At 40.4% G+C, this 20,918-nt stretch carries 19 protein-coding genes and 1 other RNA gene; 10 read left to right on the forward strand and 10 right to left on the reverse strand.

What is annotated here, in order from left to right; all coding sequences use genetic code 11:
* Positions 1 to 54 precede the first annotated feature (54 nt).
* Positions 55 to 984: a LysR family transcriptional regulator gene (locus GYM62_RS13325; RefSeq protein WP_219956785.1), complete on the forward strand. Its 930-nt coding sequence runs from the start codon at positions 55 to 57 to the stop codon at positions 982 to 984.
* Positions 985 to 1,037: 53 nt separating this feature from the next.
* Complete coding sequence (fabD, locus tag GYM62_RS13330) at positions 1,038 to 1,913, forward strand: ACP S-malonyltransferase (protein WP_144603806.1); 876 nt, start codon at positions 1,038 to 1,040, stop codon at positions 1,911 to 1,913.
* Between the two features lie 36 nt (positions 1,914 to 1,949).
* Here fabD and folK read toward each other — a convergent pair whose 3' ends face one another.
* Positions 1,950 to 2,435 carry a 2-amino-4-hydroxy-6-hydroxymethyldihydropteridine diphosphokinase gene (gene folK / locus GYM62_RS13335; protein ID WP_219956786.1) on the reverse strand — a complete coding sequence of 162 codons (486 nt, stop codon included), beginning with the start codon at positions 2,433 to 2,435 and terminating at the stop codon, positions 1,950 to 1,952.
* A gap of 69 nt (positions 2,436 to 2,504) precedes the next feature.
* Between folK and sppA the strand changes: the two genes are divergently transcribed.
* A complete protein-coding gene (gene sppA, locus GYM62_RS13340; protein ID WP_219956787.1) occupies positions 2,505 to 4,271 on the forward strand; it encodes a signal peptide peptidase SppA in 1,767 nt (588 codons plus the stop codon).
* Between the two features lie 44 nt (positions 4,272 to 4,315).
* Here the strand turns inward: sppA and GYM62_RS13345 are convergent, their stop codons facing one another.
* Positions 4,316 to 5,209: a flavin reductase family protein gene (locus GYM62_RS13345; RefSeq protein WP_219956788.1), complete on the reverse strand. Its 894-nt coding sequence runs from the start codon at positions 5,207 to 5,209 to the stop codon at positions 4,316 to 4,318.
* A gap of 62 nt (positions 5,210 to 5,271) precedes the next feature.
* Between GYM62_RS13345 and GYM62_RS13350 the strand changes: the two genes are divergently transcribed.
* Positions 5,272 to 6,120 (forward strand): endonuclease/exonuclease/phosphatase family protein, encoded by an 849-nt coding sequence (locus GYM62_RS13350; RefSeq protein WP_219956789.1) that lies wholly within the window; start codon positions 5,272 to 5,274, stop codon positions 6,118 to 6,120.
* Between the two features lie 64 nt (positions 6,121 to 6,184).
* Here GYM62_RS13350 and GYM62_RS13355 read toward each other — a convergent pair whose 3' ends face one another.
* On the reverse strand, positions 6,185 to 7,474 hold the full coding sequence (locus GYM62_RS13355; protein ID WP_219956790.1) for an aminopeptidase P family protein: 1,290 nt from the start codon (positions 7,472 to 7,474) through the stop codon (positions 6,185 to 6,187).
* Between the two features lie 151 nt (positions 7,475 to 7,625).
* On the opposite strand from GYM62_RS13355, the gene GYM62_RS13360 reads away from it, so the two are divergent.
* Genes GYM62_RS13360 through GYM62_RS13375 form a run of 4 tightly spaced genes read left to right on the forward strand, consistent with a single transcriptional unit; the run spans position 7,626 to position 12,175 of the window.
* The gene (locus GYM62_RS13360; RefSeq protein WP_219956791.1) at positions 7,626 to 8,852 is read left to right on the forward strand and encodes a pitrilysin family protein; all 1,227 of its coding nucleotides are present in this window, start codon (positions 7,626 to 7,628) and stop codon (positions 8,850 to 8,852) included.
* Position 8,853: 1 nt separating this feature from the next.
* Positions 8,854 to 9,498 carry an O-methyltransferase gene (locus tag GYM62_RS13365; RefSeq protein ID WP_219956792.1) on the forward strand — a complete coding sequence of 215 codons (645 nt, stop codon included), beginning with the start codon at positions 8,854 to 8,856 and terminating at the stop codon, positions 9,496 to 9,498.
* Positions 9,499 to 9,557: 59 nt separating this feature from the next.
* A complete protein-coding gene (locus GYM62_RS13370; protein ID WP_219956793.1) occupies positions 9,558 to 11,168 on the forward strand; it encodes a LysM peptidoglycan-binding domain-containing protein in 1,611 nt (536 codons plus the stop codon).
* Between the two features lie 14 nt (positions 11,169 to 11,182).
* Positions 11,183 to 12,175 carry a DUF3078 domain-containing protein gene (locus tag GYM62_RS13375; RefSeq protein ID WP_219956794.1) on the forward strand — a complete coding sequence of 331 codons (993 nt, stop codon included), beginning with the start codon at positions 11,183 to 11,185 and terminating at the stop codon, positions 12,173 to 12,175.
* Here GYM62_RS13375 and GYM62_RS13380 read toward each other — a convergent pair.
* From GYM62_RS13380 to GYM62_RS13395, 4 genes are all read right to left on the reverse strand, one after another.
* Positions 12,172 to 13,899: a DNA polymerase III subunit gamma/tau gene (locus tag GYM62_RS13380; RefSeq protein WP_219956795.1), complete on the reverse strand. Its 1,728-nt coding sequence runs from the start codon at positions 13,897 to 13,899 to the stop codon at positions 12,172 to 12,174. The two genes, GYM62_RS13375 and GYM62_RS13380, sit on opposite strands and share 4 nt — an antisense overlap.
* 207 nt (positions 13,900 to 14,106) lie before the next feature.
* On the reverse strand, positions 14,107 to 14,712 hold the full coding sequence (locus GYM62_RS13385) for a DDE-type integrase/transposase/recombinase (protein WP_219956796.1): 606 nt from the start codon (positions 14,710 to 14,712) through the stop codon (positions 14,107 to 14,109).
* Positions 14,709 to 15,044 carry a hypothetical protein gene (locus tag GYM62_RS13390; protein ID WP_219956797.1) on the reverse strand — a complete coding sequence of 112 codons (336 nt, stop codon included), beginning with the start codon at positions 15,042 to 15,044 and terminating at the stop codon, positions 14,709 to 14,711. Before GYM62_RS13390 ends, GYM62_RS13385 begins: the two co-directional genes overlap by 4 nt.
* A complete protein-coding gene (locus tag GYM62_RS13395) occupies positions 15,041 to 15,427 on the reverse strand; it encodes a hypothetical protein (RefSeq protein WP_219956550.1) in 387 nt (128 codons plus the stop codon). The genes GYM62_RS13390 and GYM62_RS13395 overlap by 4 nt, the downstream gene beginning before the upstream one ends.
* Positions 15,428 to 15,614: 187 nt before the next feature.
* On the opposite strand from GYM62_RS13395, the gene ssrA reads away from it, so the two are divergent.
* Positions 15,615 to 16,017, forward strand: a transfer-messenger RNA (tmRNA) gene (ssrA, locus tag GYM62_RS13400).
* 51 nt (positions 16,018 to 16,068) lie between these two features.
* Here ssrA and GYM62_RS13405 read toward each other — a convergent pair.
* Together GYM62_RS13405 and GYM62_RS13410 are read right to left on the reverse strand one after the other, a co-directional pair.
* Positions 16,069 to 18,594, reverse strand: a complete 2,526-nt coding sequence (locus GYM62_RS13405) for an ABC transporter permease (RefSeq protein WP_219959468.1) — start codon at positions 18,592 to 18,594, stop codon at positions 16,069 to 16,071.
* Complete coding sequence (locus GYM62_RS13410) at positions 18,587 to 19,264, reverse strand: ABC transporter ATP-binding protein (RefSeq protein WP_091648694.1); 678 nt, start codon at positions 19,262 to 19,264, stop codon at positions 18,587 to 18,589. Before GYM62_RS13410 ends, GYM62_RS13405 begins: the two co-directional genes overlap by 8 nt.
* A 254-nt stretch (positions 19,265 to 19,518) precedes the next feature.
* On the opposite strand from GYM62_RS13410, the gene GYM62_RS13415 reads away from it, so the two are divergent.
* The gene (locus GYM62_RS13415; protein WP_219956798.1) at positions 19,519 to 20,205 is read left to right on the forward strand and encodes an arylesterase; all 687 of its coding nucleotides are present in this window, start codon (positions 19,519 to 19,521) and stop codon (positions 20,203 to 20,205) included.
* A 27-nt stretch (positions 20,206 to 20,232) separates the two neighbouring features.
* Here GYM62_RS13415 and GYM62_RS13420 read toward each other — a convergent pair whose 3' ends face one another.
* Positions 20,233 to 20,892 (reverse strand): hypothetical protein, encoded by a 660-nt coding sequence (locus GYM62_RS13420; protein WP_219956799.1) that lies wholly within the window; start codon positions 20,890 to 20,892, stop codon positions 20,233 to 20,235.
* Positions 20,893 to 20,918: the final 26 nt, after the last annotated feature.

The following is a 20,918-nucleotide window of genomic DNA, read 5'->3' on the forward strand; positions in this document are numbered from 1 at the left end:
AAACAAAAACATAATATTTTTTTATCGTTTATTACTTTTGTATTAATCTTGATTATGAACATCTCTCTGAATCAGCTGAAAGCATTAAGTAGCATTGCTCACTTCCAAAGCATTACCAAGGCAGCAAAGGCTTTGAATATGACTCAGCCGGCTGTTTCGGTACAGCTGAAAAACTTACAGGAGAATTTTGATGTACCGCTCACTGAAATCATTGGCAAGAAAATCCACATCACAGAATTTGGTCAGGAATTAGTCGATATGTCGGAGCGGATTTTCGCTGAAATGGATCAGATCGAACAGCGAATGATGGAATTAAAAGGCTTATTGGCCGGAAAAATCAGAATCTCCGCTGTATCAACAGGGAAATACATTATCCCCTATCTGATGGCTGATTTCATGAAAATCCATCCTCACGTTGAAATCAATCTGGAGGTATCAAATCGCTTTAAAGTGTTGGCTCATTTGGAAGAGAACAGCACTGACTTGGCACTAGTATCGATTGCTCCGGATGAAATGAACCTTGAAAGCATCGTCATCGCGGAAAATAAATGGTATTTAGCCTGCTCGCCAAAAAAAGCCGAAGAATACCAACAATTAATCAGTGAAAATAAATGGGATAAAATTCCCTTTATTTTAAGAGAAAGCGGATCTGGAACAAGAGTGATGATGGAGAAATTTTTTCATGACAGGGATATCAATACCAACAGTAAAATGGAATTAGCTACCAACGAGGCAGTGAAACAAGCCATCATGGCTGGGTTGGGTGCTTCCATTCTTTCCTCCTACTCCATGGTCAACGAAATCAAAGAAAAACGCATCCATATTCTGAAATTCGAGGGACTTCCTATCGTAGCTGACTGGAAATTGGTTTGGTTGAAGCAAAAAAAGCATGCCCCTGCAGTGAAGGCTTTTATCCGCTGGGTAAGTGAAAATAAGCGGAAAATTTTCCAAGATCACTTTGAGCAGTTGAACGAATTGGACTAACCATCCACCAAAAGGAAAAATCTTATATTTGCCCTCTCAACAAATAAAAACGCATGAAGGCATTTGTTTTTCCAGGCCAAGGCGCCCAGTTTCCCGGAATGGGAAAAGCACTTTACGAAGAAAACCCAGAAGCAAAAGCGCTTTTTGAAAAAGCGAATGAAATCTTGGGATTCAGGATCACCGATATCATGTTTGACGGAACTGATGAGGAGTTGAAGCAAACCAGAGTGACACAACCGGCAATTTTTCTTCATTCTGTGATTTTGGCAAAAACCACCCCCGACTTCAATCCTGATATGGTTGCAGGTCATTCTTTAGGTGAATTTTCTGCTTTGGTTGCCAATGGCACTTTGGCCTTTGAAGATGGCTTGAAATTAGTTTATCAGCGAGCTATGGCTATGCAAGAGGCTTGTGAAATCAATCCTTCTACCATGGCTGCAATTTTGGGATTGGCAGATGAAAAAGTAGAGGAAATCTGTGCCCAGATTACTGAGGAAGTGGTCGTTCCTGCCAACTATAACTGTCCAGGCCAATTAGTCATCTCCGGATCAAACAAAGGAATTGAAATCGCCTGTGAAAAAATGAAAGAAGCAGGTGCCAAAAGAGCATTGCCCCTACCTGTTGGAGGAGCATTTCATTCTCCTTTAATGGAGCCTGCACGAGAAAAATTACAGAAAGCCATAGAAGAAACTACATTTAGCGAGCCAATCTGCCCAGTTTACCAAAATGTAAGTACTACTGCGGTCAGCAATGTATCTGAAATTAAAGCCAATTTGATTGCTCAGCTAACTGCTCCTGTGAAATGGACTCAATCTGTACAAAACATGGTAAAAGATGGCGCTGTGGATTTTGTGGAATGTGGACCAGGAAAAGTATTGCAGGGCTTGGTTAAAAAAATTCATCCCGAAGCTCAAGTTTCAGGACTTTAAGAACCTAAAACTGCCTCCTAATAAAAGGCAGTTTTTTTATGGCTCCAAAATTTCAACAAGAGACTCATCTGGACAAGCTTCCAAGATTTGGGAATTAGTTTGATTTAATATTGGATGAATTTGATCCGGTAAAATTTCGACCAGAGGAATGAGCACAAACTTTCTTCTTTGCAAGTAAGGGTGTGGCACTTTTAAATTTTCATGGTCAATTACTTCTTGATTCCAATACAGGATATCAATATCCATGGTTCTATTCCCCCAAGTTTCAAACCTCTTTCTACCCAATACTTTTTCAATTCCTTGAATTTCCTTCAAAAACTCCAAAGGTTCCAAGGCTGTAGAGATCACTACTACCTGATTTAAAAAATCCTGATCAGCCACATTTCCCCAAGCCTCCGTTCGATAAATAGAGGACTTACCTCTTAGTTCTCCAAGATTAAGAAGCTGCTTTTTCGCCTCTTCAATCAGGGTCAAGGTATCACCTAAATTACCTCCCAAAATCAATACAACCTCATTATTCATAATCTGAAGGAAATTATCTTTATTGACTCGTCAAATTAGCCTATTTTAGCTACTTCAAATGTATTCATTATGAAATTCTTAGGAAACGTATTAGCCGTCATCATCGGGCTTTTTGTATTCAGTATTTTAAGCTTTTTGCTCCTATTGGGATTAATAGGAATAGTTGCCTCCACTGGAGAAAAGGAAGTAACAGTTAAAGAAAATACCATTTTACACCTGGATTTGAATGGCAGAACATTGGTGGAGCGTACCAGTGATGATAAACTTTCATTTGGCCAATTTGCCAATCCTTTTGGCAATCCTATGACTGCAGGTTTGGTCAATTTGAAAAAAGCCATTCGTGAAGCTAAAACCAATGAAAAAGTTAAAGGCATCTATTTGAATACCGGATTGATTATAGCCGGACAGGCTAATTTATTGGAGTTGCGGGAAGAACTGGAAGCCTTTAAGGAGTCCGGAAAATTCATCATTGCCTACGATGAAGCTTATTCAGAAGGTGGCTATTATTTAGCATCTGTTGCAGATGAGATTTACCTGAATCCTTTGGGAGGAATTGATTTCAACGGTTTGGCATCTGAAGTAATATTTCTAAAAGGCTTTTTCGAAAAAGTGGGTATAGAGCCGGAAGTATTCAGAGTAGGCGAATTCAAAAGTGCCGTTGAGCCATTTATTTTAGATAAAATGAGTGAGGCAAACCGCCTGCAAACCCAATATTTCTTGGATGATATCAATGACCAGATGGTTCAAGCGGTAGCAAACTCCAGATCTGTGGCATTAGACAGCATGACCTTGATCAATGATTTGATGCTAGTCAGAAAGCCGGAAGATGCGGTGAAATATCAGTTGGTCAATGAACTACTCTACGAAGATCAGGTACATGCCAAACTTCGGGAAAAGCTAGGCTTAGAAGAGGATGAGGACATTCCAAGTATCAATGCTACGGATTTAGGTTCGGTAGCAAAATCCATGAATATTACTTCCAAAAATAGAATCGCCGTTATCATCGCCGAAGGGGAAATAGTCTCTGGTGAAGCTGATGGAGTGATCAGTTCAGAAAAATTTGCCAAAGAAATTCGAAAGGCAAGAAAAGATGATGACATCAAAGCCATTGTATTGAGGGTAAACTCTCCTGGAGGATCAATTGTAGCTTCTGAGGTAATTTGGAGAGAAATGTCCGAAGCGAAAAAAGTGAAGCCTGTGATTGTATCCATGGGCGAAGTAGCAGCATCTGGCGGATATTATATTTCCGCACCTGCAGATACTATTGTCGCTCAACCTAACACCATTACAGGTTCTATTGGAATATTTGGCTTATGGTTCAATGTGCAAGAGCTAATCAATGACAAGTTGGGTATCACTACAGATGTGGTCAACACGGGTCAACTTTCTGATTTCATGAATCCCGGAAGAGATCTGACAGAAGTAGAAAGATCAATCATACAAAGCTCCATTGAAGATGGTTACGACACTTTTATCAAGCGTGTAGCTGAGGGAAGAGGAATGAGTCCAGATGCAGTGAAAGAAGTTGCTTCAGGAAGAGTTTGGACTGGAAATCAAGCTTTGGAAAGAGGCTTAGTGGATGTACTAGGTGGACTGGATAAAGCAATTGAAATTGCTGTGGCCAAAATAGAGGCGGGAGATGATTACCGTGTTATTTATTATCCAACGATCAAACCTTGGTTTGAGCAGATTATGTCAGATCTGGGCGAAAGCGTAGAAACAAAAATCCTTCAAGCGCAATTGGGAGAACACTTTGGACTTTATCAAAAAGTAAATAAGCTGAAACATTATCAGGGAATTCAAGTCAGAATGCCTCAGGATATAGTCATTAAATAAGAAAAGCCTCCAAAACGGAGGCTTTTTTTATGCTTTATGAATTTTTAAAGCTTTTGAAGCAATGTTTTCCAGGCAGCTTCTACTTCTCCCTTTTCCAATAATTGCTTTGCTAATTCATGGATATGATAGATCCAGCTTTCATAATCATTTTTAAATCTCAACCTCATTTCTTCCAGAATGGGACTCTCTCCAAAAACCTTGATTTCCTCAGCACTAGGAAGCTGCTCTACATTTCCTAACCTCCCTAAATTATTACCAGTCAAAACTGGGCTATTTCTGATTTCTTCAGGAATTTGATCAACACCAATCCCCATAGTCCTCAAGGGCTTTGGAATTTCAAAAAGTGCGGTTCCGTTCGTTCTGGAGTACCAATTTCCTCCAAGTCTAGCTACCAAATCAATTTTGTTTGGGTCAATTACACCATTTTGATCAAAAATCTCTTCATCTACATGAACTGCAATCACCTCACAAATTACCAAATTACCAGCCCCTCCTTGATCCCCTAAGGATTTCACCTCATTCACCTTGCACTCAAAAGCAACTTTCGCCTCTTTAATACGTGGCGGCTTAACTTCGGTGGAAGGAATTGCCGTAAATCCAGCCTTGACAAATTCATCTACCTCTCTGGGATATTCAGTACTTGCCAAAGACATTTGCTCTACCATCCCATAGTGAACTACGTGGATGACTACTTCCGGAACCTCTTTAACATTCTCCAAAGTATGCTTGGTGGTATTGTCTCTCACTCTTCTGGAAGGAGAAAAAACCAAAATAGCCGGATTAGTACTGAATAGATTAAAAAAACTAAAGGGACTCAAATTTACATTTCCCGCATTATCTATGGTGGAAGCAAAAGCAATCGGCCGTGGTGCAATACTACCCTGTAAAAGTGCGTGAAATTCCTGAGTGGCTAGGTCTTTGGGATAAATGGTTTTCATTTCTTCAATTTATGATTCAATTTTAATAGATAAACCTTTTCTGACCATATAGTTCCTCCAAAATGAAGTTAAAATCAATCATTCTTTGTCTTTTTCTCGCATTTGTAAGTGCTTCAGCCAGCATCGCTCAAAACAACAAACATCAAATTGCGACTTTCAATATTCGCTGGGATAACCCAGGAGACGAGGGAAATTTATGGAAGGACAGGCAGCATCATGTAGTCTCTTTGCTCCAGTTTCATCAAATCGGAATTGTCGGCATTCAGGAAGGCTTGATTCATCAAGTCAAACAGTTGGAGTCCAACTTGGAATTTGATTACATAGGAGTTGGAAGAGATGACGGAGAAGATAAGGGAGAATTTTCAGCAATTCTTTTTGACCCTCAGCGCTATAAATTACTTGATCATGGGACTTTTTGGCTTTCCCCTACTCCTGAGCGCCCGAGCAAAGGTTGGGACGCAGCCCTCAATCGGGTTTGTACTTGGGGTAAATTTAAAGACCAATCCGGCCAGACCTTTTATGTCTTCAATATTCACTATGATCATATCGGTCAGCAAGCCAGAGAGGAAAGCAGCAAATTGGTTTTGAAACAAATCAATGCTATCAACCAGGAAAAACTCCCGGTTATTTGGATGGGGGATTTTAATGTGACTCCTGACAACCCAGCCTATACCACCATCACTTCTGCTCCTGGCTGGAAAGATGCACGGTTAATCTCAGAAATTCCAGCGTACGGCCCTGCTGGAACATTTACCGGGTTTGACTGGAATAAAATGCCAGACGGAATTATTGACCACATCTTCGTCAATGGCCCGATTAAGGTTATACGTCATGGAATATTAACAGACAATTATGGAAAGAAATATCCTTCCGATCACTTTCCTGTGATGGCAGAGATTCAATGGAAGTAAGTTAGGAAATAAAAATGCCCCCAAGACTTGTCTCAAGTTGTGGGGGCATAATTCAGAAGATTTTTTAAGAATTCATTATTTCCTCAATTTCATCGGCTTCGATTGGAATATTCCGCATCAGGTCGAAATATCCATCTTTCTGTATAACAATATTATTTTCCAATCGAATACCAATACCTTCTTCCCTAATATAAATTCCAGGCTCAACAGTAAATACCATCCCTGGAGTGATAGGCCCGTGCATAGTACCTACATCATGCACATCTAGCCCTAAATGATGGGAAGTTCCATGCATGAAGTACTTTTTATAAGCAGGCCAATTCGGATCCTGATTTTTTACATCCGTCATATCAATCAAACCCAAACCTATCAATTCGGATTGCATGATCAAGCCAACTTCCTTATGATAATCCTGAATAGTCACTCCAGGTCTGAGCATATTCATCGCCTGCTTTTGCACTCTTAATACTGCATTGTACACTGCCTTTTGCCTTTCTGAAAATCGGCCACTAACAGGTATAGTTCTCGTCATATCTGCATTGTAGTTACCATACTCTGCCCCTACATCCATAAGCAACAAGTCTCCATCTTGGCAAGCTTTGTTGTTTTCGATGTAATGAAGTACACAAGCAGATGCACCAGATGCTATGATTGGTTCATAGGCAAAGCCCTTACTCCTATTTCTTACAAATTCATGTAAGTATTCGGCTTCAATTTCAAATTCTGTAACACCTGGTTTAACGAAATTGAGTATTCTTCTAAAACCCTTCTCTGTGATATCACAAGCAATCTGCAATTGATTTATTTCCGCCTGTTCTTTAGCTCCTCTCAGCTCATGCATAATAGGCGCTAGTCTTTCGTATTCATGAAGTGGAAATCTTTCCTTGCAGGTTTTGATAAATCTGGCATCTCGTGTCTCAACCACTACTCCTGCTCTCAGATGTTCATTGGTATTCAAATAAATCCGCTCTGATAAAGCCATCACTGTATTGAATACCTGATCAAAATTTGCAAGCCACTGGATATTCTCAATGCCAGACGCTTCCTGAGCTTCTTCCTTCGTGTACTTATGTCCTTCCCAAATGGCTATATGCTCGTTTGTTTCTCGCAAAAACAACACCTCTCTCATGGAGGGATTAGGGCAGTCCGGGGCAATTAATAAGATACTTTCCTCCTGATCAATCCCTGATAAATAAAAAAGATCATTGTTTTGCCTAAATCTCATCGTACCATCCGCATTGGTAGGCATGATGTCATTGGAATTGAGAACTGCAACAGAATTTTTTGCCATTTTTGCTGCAAGCTTTGCCCTGTTTTTTACATACAAAGCCGATGGTAAAGGTGTATATTTCATAAAATCTCTAGATTTAATTTCTTAAGGATTACCCCTTTTAGAATTTCCTTGTTTAAAAGAACCAAAATTGAACTTCGACAGACAAACTTAACATTATTCGTAGGGAGTTTAAAAGGTAGAATTTTTACTACCTTCAATTCAAAGAGTTAAGATGTATCAAATTAAAGAACTAGCCAACGGTATCCGCATAGTCCATCAGGAAGTCACACATACCCGACTTGTGCATTGCGGATTTGTCTTAAATATAGGCAGTAGGGATGAAACCAAAGAACAGGAAGGTTTAGCCCACTTTTGGGAGCACATGGCTTTCAAAGGAACCAAGAAAAGGAAAACCTTCCACATCATCAATCGCCTGGAGTCTTTGGGAGGAGAGTTGAATGCCTATACCACCAAAGAAAAAATTTGTTTTTACGCATCGGTACTCAAAGAGCATTACTCCAAGGCAGCTGACTTGTTGTTCGACATCACATTCAACAGTACTTTTCCTACCAAAGAAATAGAGAAAGAACGCCAAGTAATCCTGGAAGAAATGTCCATGTATAGAGATTCTCCTGATGACTCCATTCAGGATGAACTGGATGCTTTGGTATTTGAAAACCACTCCTTGGGAAGAAACATTCTTGGCACTGAAGAAACCGTATCTAAATTCAGCCAGCAGGATTTTTTTGATTTTATATCCACAAGGCTTGACACTTCACAGGTAGTCTTTTCAATCGTAGGAAACATTTCCTTTTCTAAGGCATTAAAGGCAATTGAAGGCCCCTTGTCAGAAATACAACCCAAAAGGACACTTTATGCAAGAAGTGCATTTCATACATATGCGCCTCAAGTCAAAACTATAAACAGGGACATTACTCAATCCCTTTGTGCCTTAGGCAGACCTGCTTATTCACAGCATGACCCCAATAGATATAAGCTATTTCTTCTCAATAATATTTTGGGAGGGCCTAGCATGAACAGCAGGCTCAACCTGGCTTTAAGGGAAAAATATGGCTATGTATATAGCATTGAGTCTAGTTATCAACCATTTTCAGACACTGGCTTCTTTGGGATATTTTTTGGCACAGAAGAAAAAACCTTAAAAAAATCCACTCAGATTGTCCATCGTGAATTGCATAAGCTCAGAACCAAAAAATTGGGAACCATGCAACTTCATATGGCTAAGGAGCAGGCTATTGGACAAATGGCAATGGCAGAAGAAAATTATGCTGCTTTGATGCTTGTATTTGGCAAAAGTCTGATCGATCATGGGAAAATAGACCCTTTGGAACGTATCTTTGAGCAAATAAGAATCACCACAGCCGAAGAGGTATTAGCAATAGCCGAGGAAATTTTCAATCCAGAGCAACTCAGCTATCTCACCTATTTACCGAATTAACATGGAGTTTATAGATCCCGAATTATTAGCCTATTGTGAATCCCATACTTCAGAAGAGGATACTCTTTTGAAAAAAATTGTCCGGGAAACTCAGGCCAAAGTCCTGATGCCTAGAATGATTTCAGGGCATTTACAGGGAAAAATCCTGGAGCTGTTTGTAAAAATGCTTCGTCCGAAAACGATTTTGGAAATCGGCACCTACACTGGCTATTCAGGAATTTGTATGGCAAGAGGACTGGCTGAAGGTGGAAAGCTAATTACACTCGATATCAATGACGAGTTGGAAACCATGGTTAGGGGATTTTTTGAAGAAAGTGGTCTTGCATCACAAATAGACTACAGATTAGGCAACGCATTGGATATTATTCCCAATCTGGAAGGCCCCTTTGATCTTGTTTTTATAGACGCTGACAAATTCAATTATTCTAGCTATTACGACTTGGTGATCGATAAAATGCCTTCAGGGAGTATCATTTTGGCAGATAATGTACTTTGGTCTGGAAAAGTATTGCCAGAAGGAAGGAAAAAATTAGACAAAGACACCGAGGCAATATTGGAGTTCAATCGGAAGGTTCACCAAGATTCCCGAGTAGAAAACAGTATTTTACCCATCAGGGATGGAATCTTAATGGCAAGAAAACTGTGATTTCATAAAATGGGAATCATTTTTGCTCATGCAGGGCTGATATCAGAAGACGACCGAGCATGAATTTCAAAAGTTTACAATTTTTCATTTTTTCCTGCTTCATTTTAGCCTCCACTCCTATTCTGGCACAGATTCCACAGGTGCCTGCGGAGATGGAATTTGCAGACATGATTATCCGAATCAATCCTCAGGCTAGAAGAGAAATTCAATTAGATGTTGATGCCTTGTACCGAAACCCGAGCTACTTCAAAGTAAAGCTTGGGCGGGTAAATCTTTACATGCCAATCGTAGAACGGGAGCTCAGAAGCGTTGGAGTTCCTTTGGATCTAAAATACCTGGTGATTCAGGAAAGTGGTTTGATCCCTGATGCAGTCTCAACCTCCAATGCGGTAGGCTTTTGGCAGTTTAAGCAAGGCACCGCAGAGGAAGTCTTTTTGAGAGTGGATAGCCAAATTGATGACAGAAAAAATATAGTAAACTCCACTCGTGGAGCAGCCCTTTATTTAAAAAAGCATAACAACACTTTTGATAATTGGATGTGTGCCTTGGTTTCTTATCAAATGGGCTTAGGCGGTGCTAAAGCTTATTTTGGAAACCGATATAATAGTCAGCGAATCATTGATATTGATAGAAATTCTCACTGGTATTTTAAAAAATTCCTTGCTCACAAAGTCGCGTTTGAAAACCAAATCGGTGGAATGCTGGTCAGCAACTCTCAGCGCTTGGTTGAAGTTCAGGTACAAGGTCCCACCTCGCTCAAGGAACTTGCAAAAAAATACCAAGTCTCAGAAGAGCATCTAAAAGAAATGAACAAATGGACCGTCAACGGAAAAATTCCGGCCGGCAGAGGGTTTTCTTTGGTTTATATCCAAGAAGGAAAATTGGACTACAAACCTGCTGTGATCGAGTCACAGCCTAGCCAGACCAAACCAAGTCAAAAAAGTAAAGCTGAGGAAAAATATTATCCGGCTTATAAGCAGGCAAACTCCTACCCTAGAATTTCAGGAAACACCACCAAGGCTACTCAGCCTGATCAGATCACTGTCAACGAGTTGGATGGTGTTTTAGCGGCAAATACGACTTCCTTGGAAAAATTTGCCGATAAAATCGGAATTAAAGAGAAGAAATTCAGAAAACTGAATGACTTGGATCCGGAAGAAAAAGTAGAAGCTGGAAAATATTATTACACTGAAAAGAAAAAGTCTAAAGCGGAAATTGAAACTCATATTGTCCAGCCGGGAGAAACTCTTTGGAGTATTTCTCAAAAATATGGAATCAAGCTTTCAGCTTTGAAGGCAAAAAACAGAATCAGAAGGGATGAAGATTTGAAGGCAGGAATGGTCTTGAGCCTGCAGGAACACAGAAAAAGAGGGGAAGAAATTCCTATCGTATCTGTGCCTGCATCCACTCCGGTAAGAGTAGCTCAATCTCAGCCGGAACCTCAGTCTCAAAATCAGACTGCACCTGTCAATTATTCTTCTACCCAAGATTCTGAGCCCAGCTATAGCAATACGCCAAGTAAAATGACTCATACCGTATCTCCAGGAGAAACGCTATATGCAATAAGTAAAAAATACGGCGTTACAGTAGATCAGCTGAAAACTTGGAACCAAATCGGAAGCCAGAACATTATCAGCGTTGGACAGAAATTAACTATCTTCAAGCCCTGATTTCGACCTTTTTCATGCCCAGATTACTTCTCCTAGCAGGACTTTTGGTTTTCCTCCTGAGCGGAAAGATTTTAGCTCAAGATATACAGATTATTCCCGATACTGTACTGATCAACGGGGATACACTGTTGATGCTTGGTGATTCCTTATTGATTGATGAACCTGTCAAGGAAGTTTTCTGGAAAACTGGAGGTAACTACAACCTTAATATTGTCCAGTCTACTTTGAGTAACTGGGCAGCAGGTGGTACCAGTTCATTCGCTCTCAATACAGGAGTTTCCCTTTATGCCAACTACAAGAAAGACAAAAAGGTCTGGGACACGCAGTTGAATATCAATCTAGGTTTTAACAGGCAGAATGATAGAGCTTTTCAAACCAGAAAGACCAATGACAACTTCATATTTGTCAGCAATTACGGACGGGAGATTTCAGAAAAACTCTACTTATCCACTCAGATTGATGCCCGAACTCAGTTGCTCGAAGGCTTCAAATACAGTAGGCCGGCTGGAAGTGAAAACGATTTGAGAACCAAAATATCAGACTTGCTTTCTCCAGGCTATATTCAGTCCTCCACAGGTTTGAATTATAGAAAAACCTATCCAAACAAAGGCAAGCTATCGGTCATCCTTTCACCTTTCACGGGTCGATTTACCATTGTCATGAATGACTCTCTCAGTAATGTAGGAGCCTTTGGTGTTACGCCTGGAGAAAATGTAAGAGCTGAAGCCGGGATGTCTTTGGCCACCTCAGTCGCCGATATTTCCTTGATGGAGAATGTCAATTGGAAGGCAGATCTTAACCTCTTTTCCAATTATGAAAGATTCGGAAACATGGTGGTCAACTTTAATTCCACCATCCGAATGAAAGTCAATAAATACATTTCCACAAGGATTGAAACGGTCCTAATCTACGATGAGGAGGTATTTATCAAGCAGGATGATGGCACATCCAAACAGGCTATACAGTTGCAAAACCTGATCAATTTTGGAATCTCTCTGGATTTTTAAAAATCAGTCTCCAGTCCAAACTTCTTTCTGAACTCATTTAAAGCTGGATGCTTTTCCAACAAATAATTGAATTTATCCGAACTCGTATAAAGTTTATTTTTGGCAGTTTCGATTTCTTCCTTGACTTCTAAGGATAGCTGGAATTTTCCTGCACCAGTTAAGTTTCTTATCAGGGTCATTAACTCCTGACGCATGGAATGAGCTCTTTCTTCCTGAACATGACCCATCACTTCCAAGATCATTTCATTTTCCTTGACCTTGATTGGTTGATTGAGAATGGCTAATTCCAGACTTTTCCCTTGCTTTTTGAAATGTTCTAAGACCTGAGGCAAATGCTGATCTAGGAGTTCCTGAGTCAAAGGCTTAGTAGTCTCCACGGTAGAAACAAACTCTACCAAATCCTCTGCCTGTTTTGCAGCCTGGGTATTTTTTTGTTCAAACTCTTTGACCAGTTTTTTGGTCTGGGAGAGACTGGTTGGAATCGAAATTGTTTTCTGAACAGGGGTAGTTTTCCCCTTAATAGAATCAGCACTTAACGGGATTTCGGAGGGTTTTTCCTCTACCGCTTTTCCGTTATTCAGGCTTTTTTTTTTTGATTCCTCCACTGCCAATGCAGCCAGGTTCAATGCCTGAGGTAATTTGGCCATTTTCATCAAAGCCAACTCAACATGAAGGCGCTGATTTTTACTGGTTTTATAATGAATGTCACATTGGTTGGCAACATTCAAAGCAGAAAGTAAAAAAGACTGACTGGCTGCTTGGGTTTGTTGAAGGTATCGCTCCTTGACATTTTCGGAAACTTCAATCAAATCTATAGTCACTGGATCTTTCACTACCAACAAATCCCTGAAATGCTCGCAAAGTCCAACGATGAAATTATGCCCATCGAAGCCTTTTTTAAGAATTTCATCAAAAATCAACAAAGACTGGGAAATATCTCCTTCCAATAAGGCATCTACTACTTTGAAATAGTAGTCGTAATCCAAAATGTGAAGGTTAGAAATGGTCTCTTTGTAAGTTACTTTTTGACCTGCAGAATAGGTCACAATCAGGTCAAATATGGAAAGTGCATCTCTCAATGCCCCATCCGCTTTGGTGGCGATCAGGCGAAGCGCTTCATCCTCATAGCTCACACTTTCTTTGTCCGCGATATGCTTCAAATGATCCGCAATGTGCTTGATTTGAATTCTATTGAAATCAAAAATCTGACAGCGGGAAAGAATAGTAGGTATAATTTTATGCTTTTCTGTAGTTGCTAAAATGAAAATAGCATACTTAGGAGGTTCCTCCAAAGTCTTCAAAAATGCATTGAAGGCCTGATTGGAGAGCATGTGAACCTCATCAATGATATAGACTTTATACTGGCCCTTTTGAGGAGCATACCTAACCTGATCTACAAGATTTCGAATATCATCGACTGAGTTATTGGATGCTGCATCTAGCTCATAGATGTTGAAGGATGAGTTGTTTTGGAAAGAAACACAGGATTCGCAGGTTCCGCAAGCTTCTTGGTCTTCCCCTCTATTTTCGCAGTTGATTGTTTTGGCAAGTATTCGTGCACAGGTAGTTTTACCAACCCCTCTAGGTCCACAGAAAAGAAAAGCCTGAGCAAGGTGATTATTCTTGATCGCATTTTGTAGTGTAGTGGTGATATGCTGTTGCCCCACGACACTTTTAAAATTAGCCGGTCTATATTTTCTTGCCGAAACGACGAAATTTTCCATCACCGCAAGATATAAAAATCTCGGTATTCAGCCTTCTTCAAATTTGAGCAAAATTGAAGATTTTATATAAAGGACTGAGATTGAAGAATATCTTATTGAATGATTTTAAAATTAAAATTGGAAGATAAAGTAGCTAGGCCTCTCGCATCTCGTTTCCCTACCCTATAGTCTAACCTCTTGCTTCTTGACCTTGCCTGATTTTGGTTGTCACAATTCCGTCTTGTGAACTGTTAATTTGTTTATATTTTGAGGTACTCTTTTTCTTGGTTGTTCAGGATTTCTGGGCTTCAATTTCAAGGTATATGCCATTGAAGGTTGAGTTTGCAACATTGATTTATATTGGAGGGGAGAAAGTCCATTGAGTACTTTCTTTCTTCTTTTCTTGTTGTGGTCAGCGACTGCTTTTTTCTGACATTTTCTCAATTCTTCAAGTTTCTTTGGCTTCCAGTAATTCAAGTATCCACTATTTATCAGATCGTTTGTTTTCTCTGCATAGGGGTTCTCGTAAGAGTACATGCACATACTTTGAAGAATTCCGTGTCGATTACACAACTTCTTGTATACCTCGCTCTCATACTGCTTGCCTCCATCGCTATGATGAATCATCCCTTTGAGTTTTACTCCATTGCCCACGGCTCTGCTGATTGCTTTTCGCATCACTGCTCTATAATTAAGTGCATGATTGGAATCATAAGCTCCATAGCCTACGATTTCTTGGTTGTACACATCGGTGATATAGATCGTGTAAAGCTTAGTGTCTCCGTATAGATAATGGGCCATATCTGCCTGCCAGACTTGATTTACTCCATTCACATCTTTCTGAACCAGCAGGTTAGAAAACTCCCGGTACCTGATTGTGTGGCTCTCCCATAACGTTTGGGATATTTGACACGGTAACCCAACTCCATAAATAACGCTATACTTTTGTCCCTTCCTATGGGCAATTGATCACCAAACTCTTCATACATACTCCGGCAGCCTTGGCTGGGACAAGTTTTACGGACTTTACGCAGGTTCAATTCTGCCAGCCGAATGACCTCATCTTCAATTTCTGGCTTACCAGCGGCAACTTTATAATAGGACTGACGGCTGTAACCCAATATCTTACAGGCTGAGCTGATCTCAAAAGAATACGGATGGATCATTTTTTCTGAGACTTTGATGCTGGATCGCCAAAACTTTTTTTTAAATCCACACGAAATTCATCTGATGCCTGCTCTACTATGATCCGGTACAGATCTGCCTCCAATGATTTACGTCCCAAAGCAGCTTCCAGCTCCTTGATCCTACCTTTTAATACCTGAACCCTGTTGTCCTGACTGTCTTTTTCCATAACCATTCTTGTCCCCTTCTTCAAGGTAGTCGAATATTTGTAAAGCCAAGTATATACAGTCTGTTTTCCGCCTATTCCGTACTCACGAACAGCCTGGAGAACTGTTAACTCTTTCCGTTCTATCTGACCTACAATCTGCCTACGCAAATCCTCACTGAAAATCCGCTGAGCTTTAAGTTGAAATCTTTTTGTCATCTTATTTGGTTTATCGTCCCAACAAAATGTGTCAACTTTTTTCAGGCATTGTCATCTCGTCTCTCGTCTCTCGCCTCTCGCCTCTCGCTTCTAATTTCTCATCTCTCGCTCCCCCCTTCTTACATAATACCTAGTTCCCGTTGAACGGAACCAAATTTAGATTACTTTTGTCTTCTCATTAGCAAATGGGGCTGACCGGTTTTGACAGTAAGTGTAAAGATCGGGCTTGCATGCAGGCTGGAGTATGTACGGCCTTGAAAGATTCATACGAACCATAAATGGCGAAAATACTTACGCCATGGCTGCCTAATCTAACCTTTTAGGATAGATCGCTTAAAGGGTTGAGTCACAAACAGTGATTCCCCGGCCACATCTCACCATCCGTTGTCTGGTCCGGATGGAATTGAGGTGTCGACTTGACTGGACTGCGGCCTTCGATGCGATTAAGCAGGCTTAAGTTCTAATCGCTAAGCCAAACTCAGGTGTGTCACCCAGCATAGTTTGGTCGAAAACCCAATCGGTGACTAAGCATGTAGACGGTACGGTGTTTCCTTATCTGGACGCGAGTTCGAATCTCGCCAGCTCCACCAAAAAAGCCTCTCAGATTTTGTCTGAGAGGCTTTTCTTTTGATCAAAAACCATTACCCATTCCCCCTTAATATTTCCATTGGAGGCTGATTAATTATTCTTCGACCATTCAACCAACCTAGGATGATGGTCAATCCAGTAATTGCCAAATATAGCACCAGACCAGCTCCCCAAGCAGGACGGAAACTCATTTCAAAAACAAAGGAGCTTAGAAGCCAAGTAGCGACAAAGGATAAAATAATCCCAGATAGAGAGGCTAAGGAACCTAGAAAGAAATATTCCATCGTATTGATTATTCGGACAGTGGAAGAACTTGCTCCCAATGTTCTCAAAAGAATACTCTCCCTCATTCGCTGATACTTACTGATGATTAGTGAACTAATCAAGACCAAAATGCCCGTGGCAATACTAAAGAAAGCCATGAACTGAATCACAAAACTGATTTTATTGAGAATATCTTCCAAGGTCTCTACAATTGCACCCAGATTCACTACTGAAATATTGGGAAACTCTCTCACAATCTCAGCTTGAACATCCGCAGACTCCCTATCATTTTTGGTTTTGGTAATAATGACATGAAATTTGGGAGCTTGCTCCAGAACTCCTGTTGGGAATAATACCAGAAAATTGGTAGAAACCTGATTGAATTTCACATCCCGGAAACTCCCAATATAGGTTTTGATAGGCCTTCCTTGTACATTGAATTCTATCTCATCCCCGATTTTTAGATTATTTCCTTCTGCAAAATCTCTGGCGAAACTCACAAATATAGAATCTCCTCTAGTTCCGGTTGGGATCAACTCCCCCTGCGCCAATGTCTCAGAAGATATTAAGGTATCCCTGTAGGTAACTCTAAACTCCCTATTGTATAACCATCTGGAATAATCTTCTTCCTCCGACAATTCCTCGTTTTCTTGCTTATCAATCCCATTAATTTCATTAAGCTGCATGGTCACAATTGGTACATCCTGCAGAATCCTCAAACCCCTGTCAGTCAGTTTGCTTTTCACATTCTCCAATTGAGGGGTTTGAATGTCAAACATCAGCATATTGGGCTGATCTTCTTTATCGGCAAACTTGGCTTCCTCCAACAGTTGGTTTTGTAGGAAAAACAAGGTACTAATCATAGCAGTCCCCAAGCCTATAGTAGCAATCAGGGATATAGTCTGATTATTGGGTCTATAAAGGTTGGCTAAAGCTTGCCTTAAAGTATATCTCAATGATATCGGTAGAAATTTCCGTACTGCCCACATGATCAATTGTCCTACAGCCCAGAGAATCCCAAAAGCAAAGACCACAAAACCAGAGAAACCAAAGGCTAATTGTACCGACTTCAGCAGATAAAAACTGAAACCCCAGATGAAAAGTAGAATTCCAATTATCACTAACCATCTCAAAGGATCTTTCAACAACCCGGAATCTGCAGTTTCAGGTCTTAATGTTGCCATTGGGGAGACATTTCGAACTTTCAGTAAAGGGAGCATGGCAAATAGCACAGAAACAAAAAGCCCCGTGATTATCCCAAATCCTACTGAAAGCCAAGAGACTCCGACCGTGACCTCTACAGGAAGAAAATCAGCAAAAACTGCGGGAAGTACAAATTGAAGCAGTGTGCCTAAAAAAGCACCCAAAATTGCTCCTACTAGTCCCATGATTTTGATTTCAAAGAGATAGATATAAAGTACATCCCTGGAGGAAACCCCCAGACATCTCAAAACTGCCACTGAAGCTAGTTTCTCTTTGACAAACACATTGACTGCTGAAGCCACACCTACACAGCCCAGCAAAAGAGCAATAAATGCCACTAAAGAAAGGAAATTGGAAAGATTACCAAAGGACCTTCCGGTGGATCTTTTTCGGTCCTCCACAGTATCCGCATCCACACGATCTATTTCCCATTGTTCATTATATGGCTCAATCAATGCCTCCACATCCGTCCCTTGAGTGAATTGGAAATATCGGTTATACTGGACCCGGCTTCCATATTGAACCAATCCGGTTTCTTCCAAATACTTCAGAGGAATATAGACAGCCGGAGCGACGGTAGCCGTGATTCCAGTTTGGCCGGGTACTTTTTGAAGTTCGCCGGCAATCTCAAATTCTACCTCTCCTACTTTGATCAAGTCGCCAACTTCTGCGTTGAACTGCGCCATGAGCGTTTTTTCAACCAGAGCTTTCTTCCCTCCAGAGCGAAAATCGGCATCTCCTTCTGCGGGAATAGTTTCTAGAAATCCATAAAAGGGGAAAGCTCCTTCCAAGGCTCTAACCTGAGTGAGTCTACTGGCACCTGTCTGAGGGAAGGCTACCATGGAGGCAAAATTCACTTCAGAAGCTGTTTGGGTTGCTATCGAATCAATTGGCTGGTCACCTATCGGCTTGCTATTTTCCAAAACCAAATCAGCTCCCAAAAGCTCTTTGGCCTGATTGTCAATATCCTGGGTAAGATTTTCCCCAAAGGAACTTATGGCCACAAGGGCTGCTATTCCAACTACAATGGAGGAAACGAACAAGAGTAATCGGGAGATGTTTTTCCGAAAATCCCGGAAAGCCATCTTAACTATCCATCCAAAATCAGGCATTTGCATCCTCCTGTATCTTTCCACCCTTAATATGAATGATTCGCTGCGTTTTTCCGGCAAGTTCCAAATCGTGGGTCACTAGTACTAAAGTGGTGCCTTTTTCTGTATTTAGATCAAAAATCAACTTTTCAATCATCTCCCCGGTTTCTGTATCCAAGTTTCCGGTAGGCTCATCTGCGAAAAGTATTTTAGGTTCATTTGCAAATGCCCTAGCGATTGAAACCCGCTGCTGCTCACCACCTGATAGCTGGGTAGGATAATGAGTTGCACGATCTTTTAAGCCAACTTTTTCTAATAACTCCATTGCCTTAGCCCGGGCGTCCTTTCGCTTTTTGAGCTCCAGAGGAACCATTACATTTTCCAAGGCAGTCAGGGTTGGTAGCAGTTGAAAATTCTGAAATATAAAACCAACGTCTTGACTTCTAACAGCAGCTCTTTGATCCTCCGAAAGACTTTCCAGAGCTTTTCCATTGAGAACCACAGATCCAGTTGATGAGGAATCCAAACCCGCACAAAGCCCCAATAAGGTGGTTTTCCCACTACCGGAAGGCCCTACTATGGCAATGGTTTCTCCGGAATTGATATCAAAATTTACCTGGTCCAAAACAGTCAGCTTTCGACTTCCGCTTTGATAGGTTTTACTCAAATTCTTAATTGAAAGTATAGTCATAGAGTTGGATGATGAAACGGGTATAAACTAGTAAAACGATCCTAAAAGATCCTTTGTTAAATTAAAATGGATTTTAACAGAGTGATTTCTAAGTTAAAATAAAAGCAGGGATATACTTGAGATAAACTGCTGATTGGTAATATTTGGTTCCGAACTGTTAAAATCTGCTTAATTATCAGCCTTGGGTAGTTTTTCCTTCGCTAGCGCGAACTTTTTTCTTTGAAATGCCTTAATTAGAACAAGTAAACTGATCTATGAAAAAATTAAACTTCTTATTCCTGAGTTTTATAATCTTTGGAAGCTTTGCCTTTTTCTCCTGTTCGGAATCGAAACAAACTCAAAAGGTGGACGATATCGAATCATCTCAAAAAGAACAGCAACAAGAGGATAAAAAAACCATTCTATTCTTTGGAAACAGCCTGACAGCTGGATATGGTATAGACCAGGAAGATGCATTCGCCGGATTGGTACAAAAACGGATAGATAGTCTCAATCTAAATTATAAAGTAATCAATGGAGGGCTGAGTGGAGAAACTACCGCAGGAGGCTTGAGCAGATTAGATTGGTTTTTGGAAGATCAGCCTGATATCTTCATCTTGGAACTTGGAGGTAATGACGGTTTGAGAGGAATTCAACTGAGTGAGACCAAAAGTAACTTAAATGCCATTATAGATAAGGTCAGGGAAAAATATCCTCAAACTAAAATCATCCTCGCTGGCATGCAGATTCCACCTAATATGGGTCAGGAGTATACTAAAGAATTTCAGGAAATCTATCCTGCGGTTGCCAAAGAAAAAAATGTAACCCTTATTCCATTCCTATTGGAAGGAGTAGCCGGAAATCCAGACTTGAATCTTCCAGATGGAATTCACCCTACCGAGGAAGGTCATCAAATAGTATTTGAAACAGTATGGCCTTTTATTCAATCAATTATTGATTAATTACTTTAACTGGAAGTAAAACGAATTTCAGTTTTGGTTTTCTCGAACTACTTTGCAAGGATTTCCAAAGGCGATTACTCCATCCGGAATATCTTTAGTCACTACGCTTCCAGCGCCAATGAGGCTACCACTTCCTATTTTGATATTGTTGGAAATCACTGCACCAGAACCTATCACTGTTCCTTCCCCAACCTCAACAAAGCCAGAAACAACTGCACCTGGGTTAATGCAAACAAAATCATGAAGGATAGAATGATGTCCAATGGATGCAGAGCGTTTGATTGTCACTCCGAATTTTAACTGAACCAAAGAAGAAATAACAGTCAATGGTTCGACAAATGCTCCCGTTCCAACTTTTGCAGATTGCGCCATATAGGAAGTGGGATGGATTAGACTAATATAGCTTGATTTATCAATCCCATATTTGCTGTTGAAATGATCAAAAAGGATCTTTTTTGCAGGGCAATTATGAACCCCAAATTGAACTGACCTGCCGCCTATTTTAGAGAAATCAAAATCCCTTTCTGAGAGAAAGCTTATTGAGAATCCGGATTTTTCTAATTCAATATCAGGTAGATCGAGGTTTTTAATTACTATAAACTTTTCAACTCCTAATACTTCTTTGGCTTGATCAACCAAGATCGGGATCCCTCCATTACTATGACCAAGTATAATCATCTGTTTCATATCAAACCTTCTTTAGAAATCAAATT

It is taken from the genome of Algoriphagus sp. NBT04N3 (assembly GCF_019443765.1).
Taxonomy (GTDB): domain Bacteria; phylum Bacteroidota; class Bacteroidia; order Cytophagales; family Cyclobacteriaceae; genus Algoriphagus; species Algoriphagus ornithinivorans.

Excerpts from the sequence above, each read along its gene's own strand:
- GYM62_RS13325 (WP_219956785.1), top strand. The coding sequence starts at position 55 with ATGAACATCTCTCTGAATCAGCTGAAAGCATTAAGTAGCATTGCTCAC.
- fabD (WP_144603806.1), top strand. The coding sequence starts at position 1,038 with ATGAAGGCATTTGTTTTTCCAGGCCAAGGCGCCCAGTTTCCCGGAATG.
- folK (WP_219956786.1), bottom strand. The coding sequence starts at position 2,435 with ATGAATAATGAGGTTGTATTGATTTTGGGAGGTAATTTAGGTGATACC.
- sppA (WP_219956787.1), top strand. The coding sequence starts at position 2,505 with ATGAAATTCTTAGGAAACGTATTAGCCGTCATCATCGGGCTTTTTGTA.
- GYM62_RS13345 (WP_219956788.1), bottom strand. The coding sequence starts at position 5,209 with ATGAAAACCATTTATCCCAAAGACCTAGCCACTCAGGAATTTCACGCA.
- GYM62_RS13350 (WP_219956789.1), top strand. The coding sequence starts at position 5,272 with ATGAAGTTAAAATCAATCATTCTTTGTCTTTTTCTCGCATTTGTAAGT.
- GYM62_RS13355 (WP_219956790.1), bottom strand. The coding sequence starts at position 7,474 with ATGAAATATACACCTTTACCATCGGCTTTGTATGTAAAAAACAGGGCA.
- GYM62_RS13360 (WP_219956791.1), top strand. The coding sequence starts at position 7,626 with ATGTATCAAATTAAAGAACTAGCCAACGGTATCCGCATAGTCCATCAG.
- GYM62_RS13365 (WP_219956792.1), top strand. The coding sequence starts at position 8,854 with ATGGAGTTTATAGATCCCGAATTATTAGCCTATTGTGAATCCCATACT.
- GYM62_RS13370 (WP_219956793.1), top strand. The coding sequence starts at position 9,558 with ATGAATTTCAAAAGTTTACAATTTTTCATTTTTTCCTGCTTCATTTTA.
- GYM62_RS13375 (WP_219956794.1), top strand. The coding sequence starts at position 11,183 with ATGCCCAGATTACTTCTCCTAGCAGGACTTTTGGTTTTCCTCCTGAGC.
- GYM62_RS13380 (WP_219956795.1), bottom strand. The coding sequence starts at position 13,899 with ATGGAAAATTTCGTCGTTTCGGCAAGAAAATATAGACCGGCTAATTTT.
- GYM62_RS13390 (WP_219956797.1), bottom strand. The coding sequence starts at position 15,044 with ATGATCCATCCGTATTCTTTTGAGATCAGCTCAGCCTGTAAGATATTG.
- GYM62_RS13395 (WP_219956550.1), bottom strand. The coding sequence starts at position 15,427 with ATGACAAAAAGATTTCAACTTAAAGCTCAGCGGATTTTCAGTGAGGAT.
- GYM62_RS13405 (WP_219959468.1), bottom strand. The coding sequence starts at position 18,594 with ATGCCTGATTTTGGATGGATAGTTAAGATGGCTTTCCGGGATTTTCGG.
- GYM62_RS13410 (WP_091648694.1), bottom strand. The coding sequence starts at position 19,264 with ATGACTATACTTTCAATTAAGAATTTGAGTAAAACCTATCAAAGCGGA.
- GYM62_RS13415 (WP_219956798.1), top strand. The coding sequence starts at position 19,519 with ATGAAAAAATTAAACTTCTTATTCCTGAGTTTTATAATCTTTGGAAGC.
- GYM62_RS13420 (WP_219956799.1), bottom strand. The coding sequence starts at position 20,892 with ATGAAACAGATGATTATACTTGGTCATAGTAATGGAGGGATCCCGATC.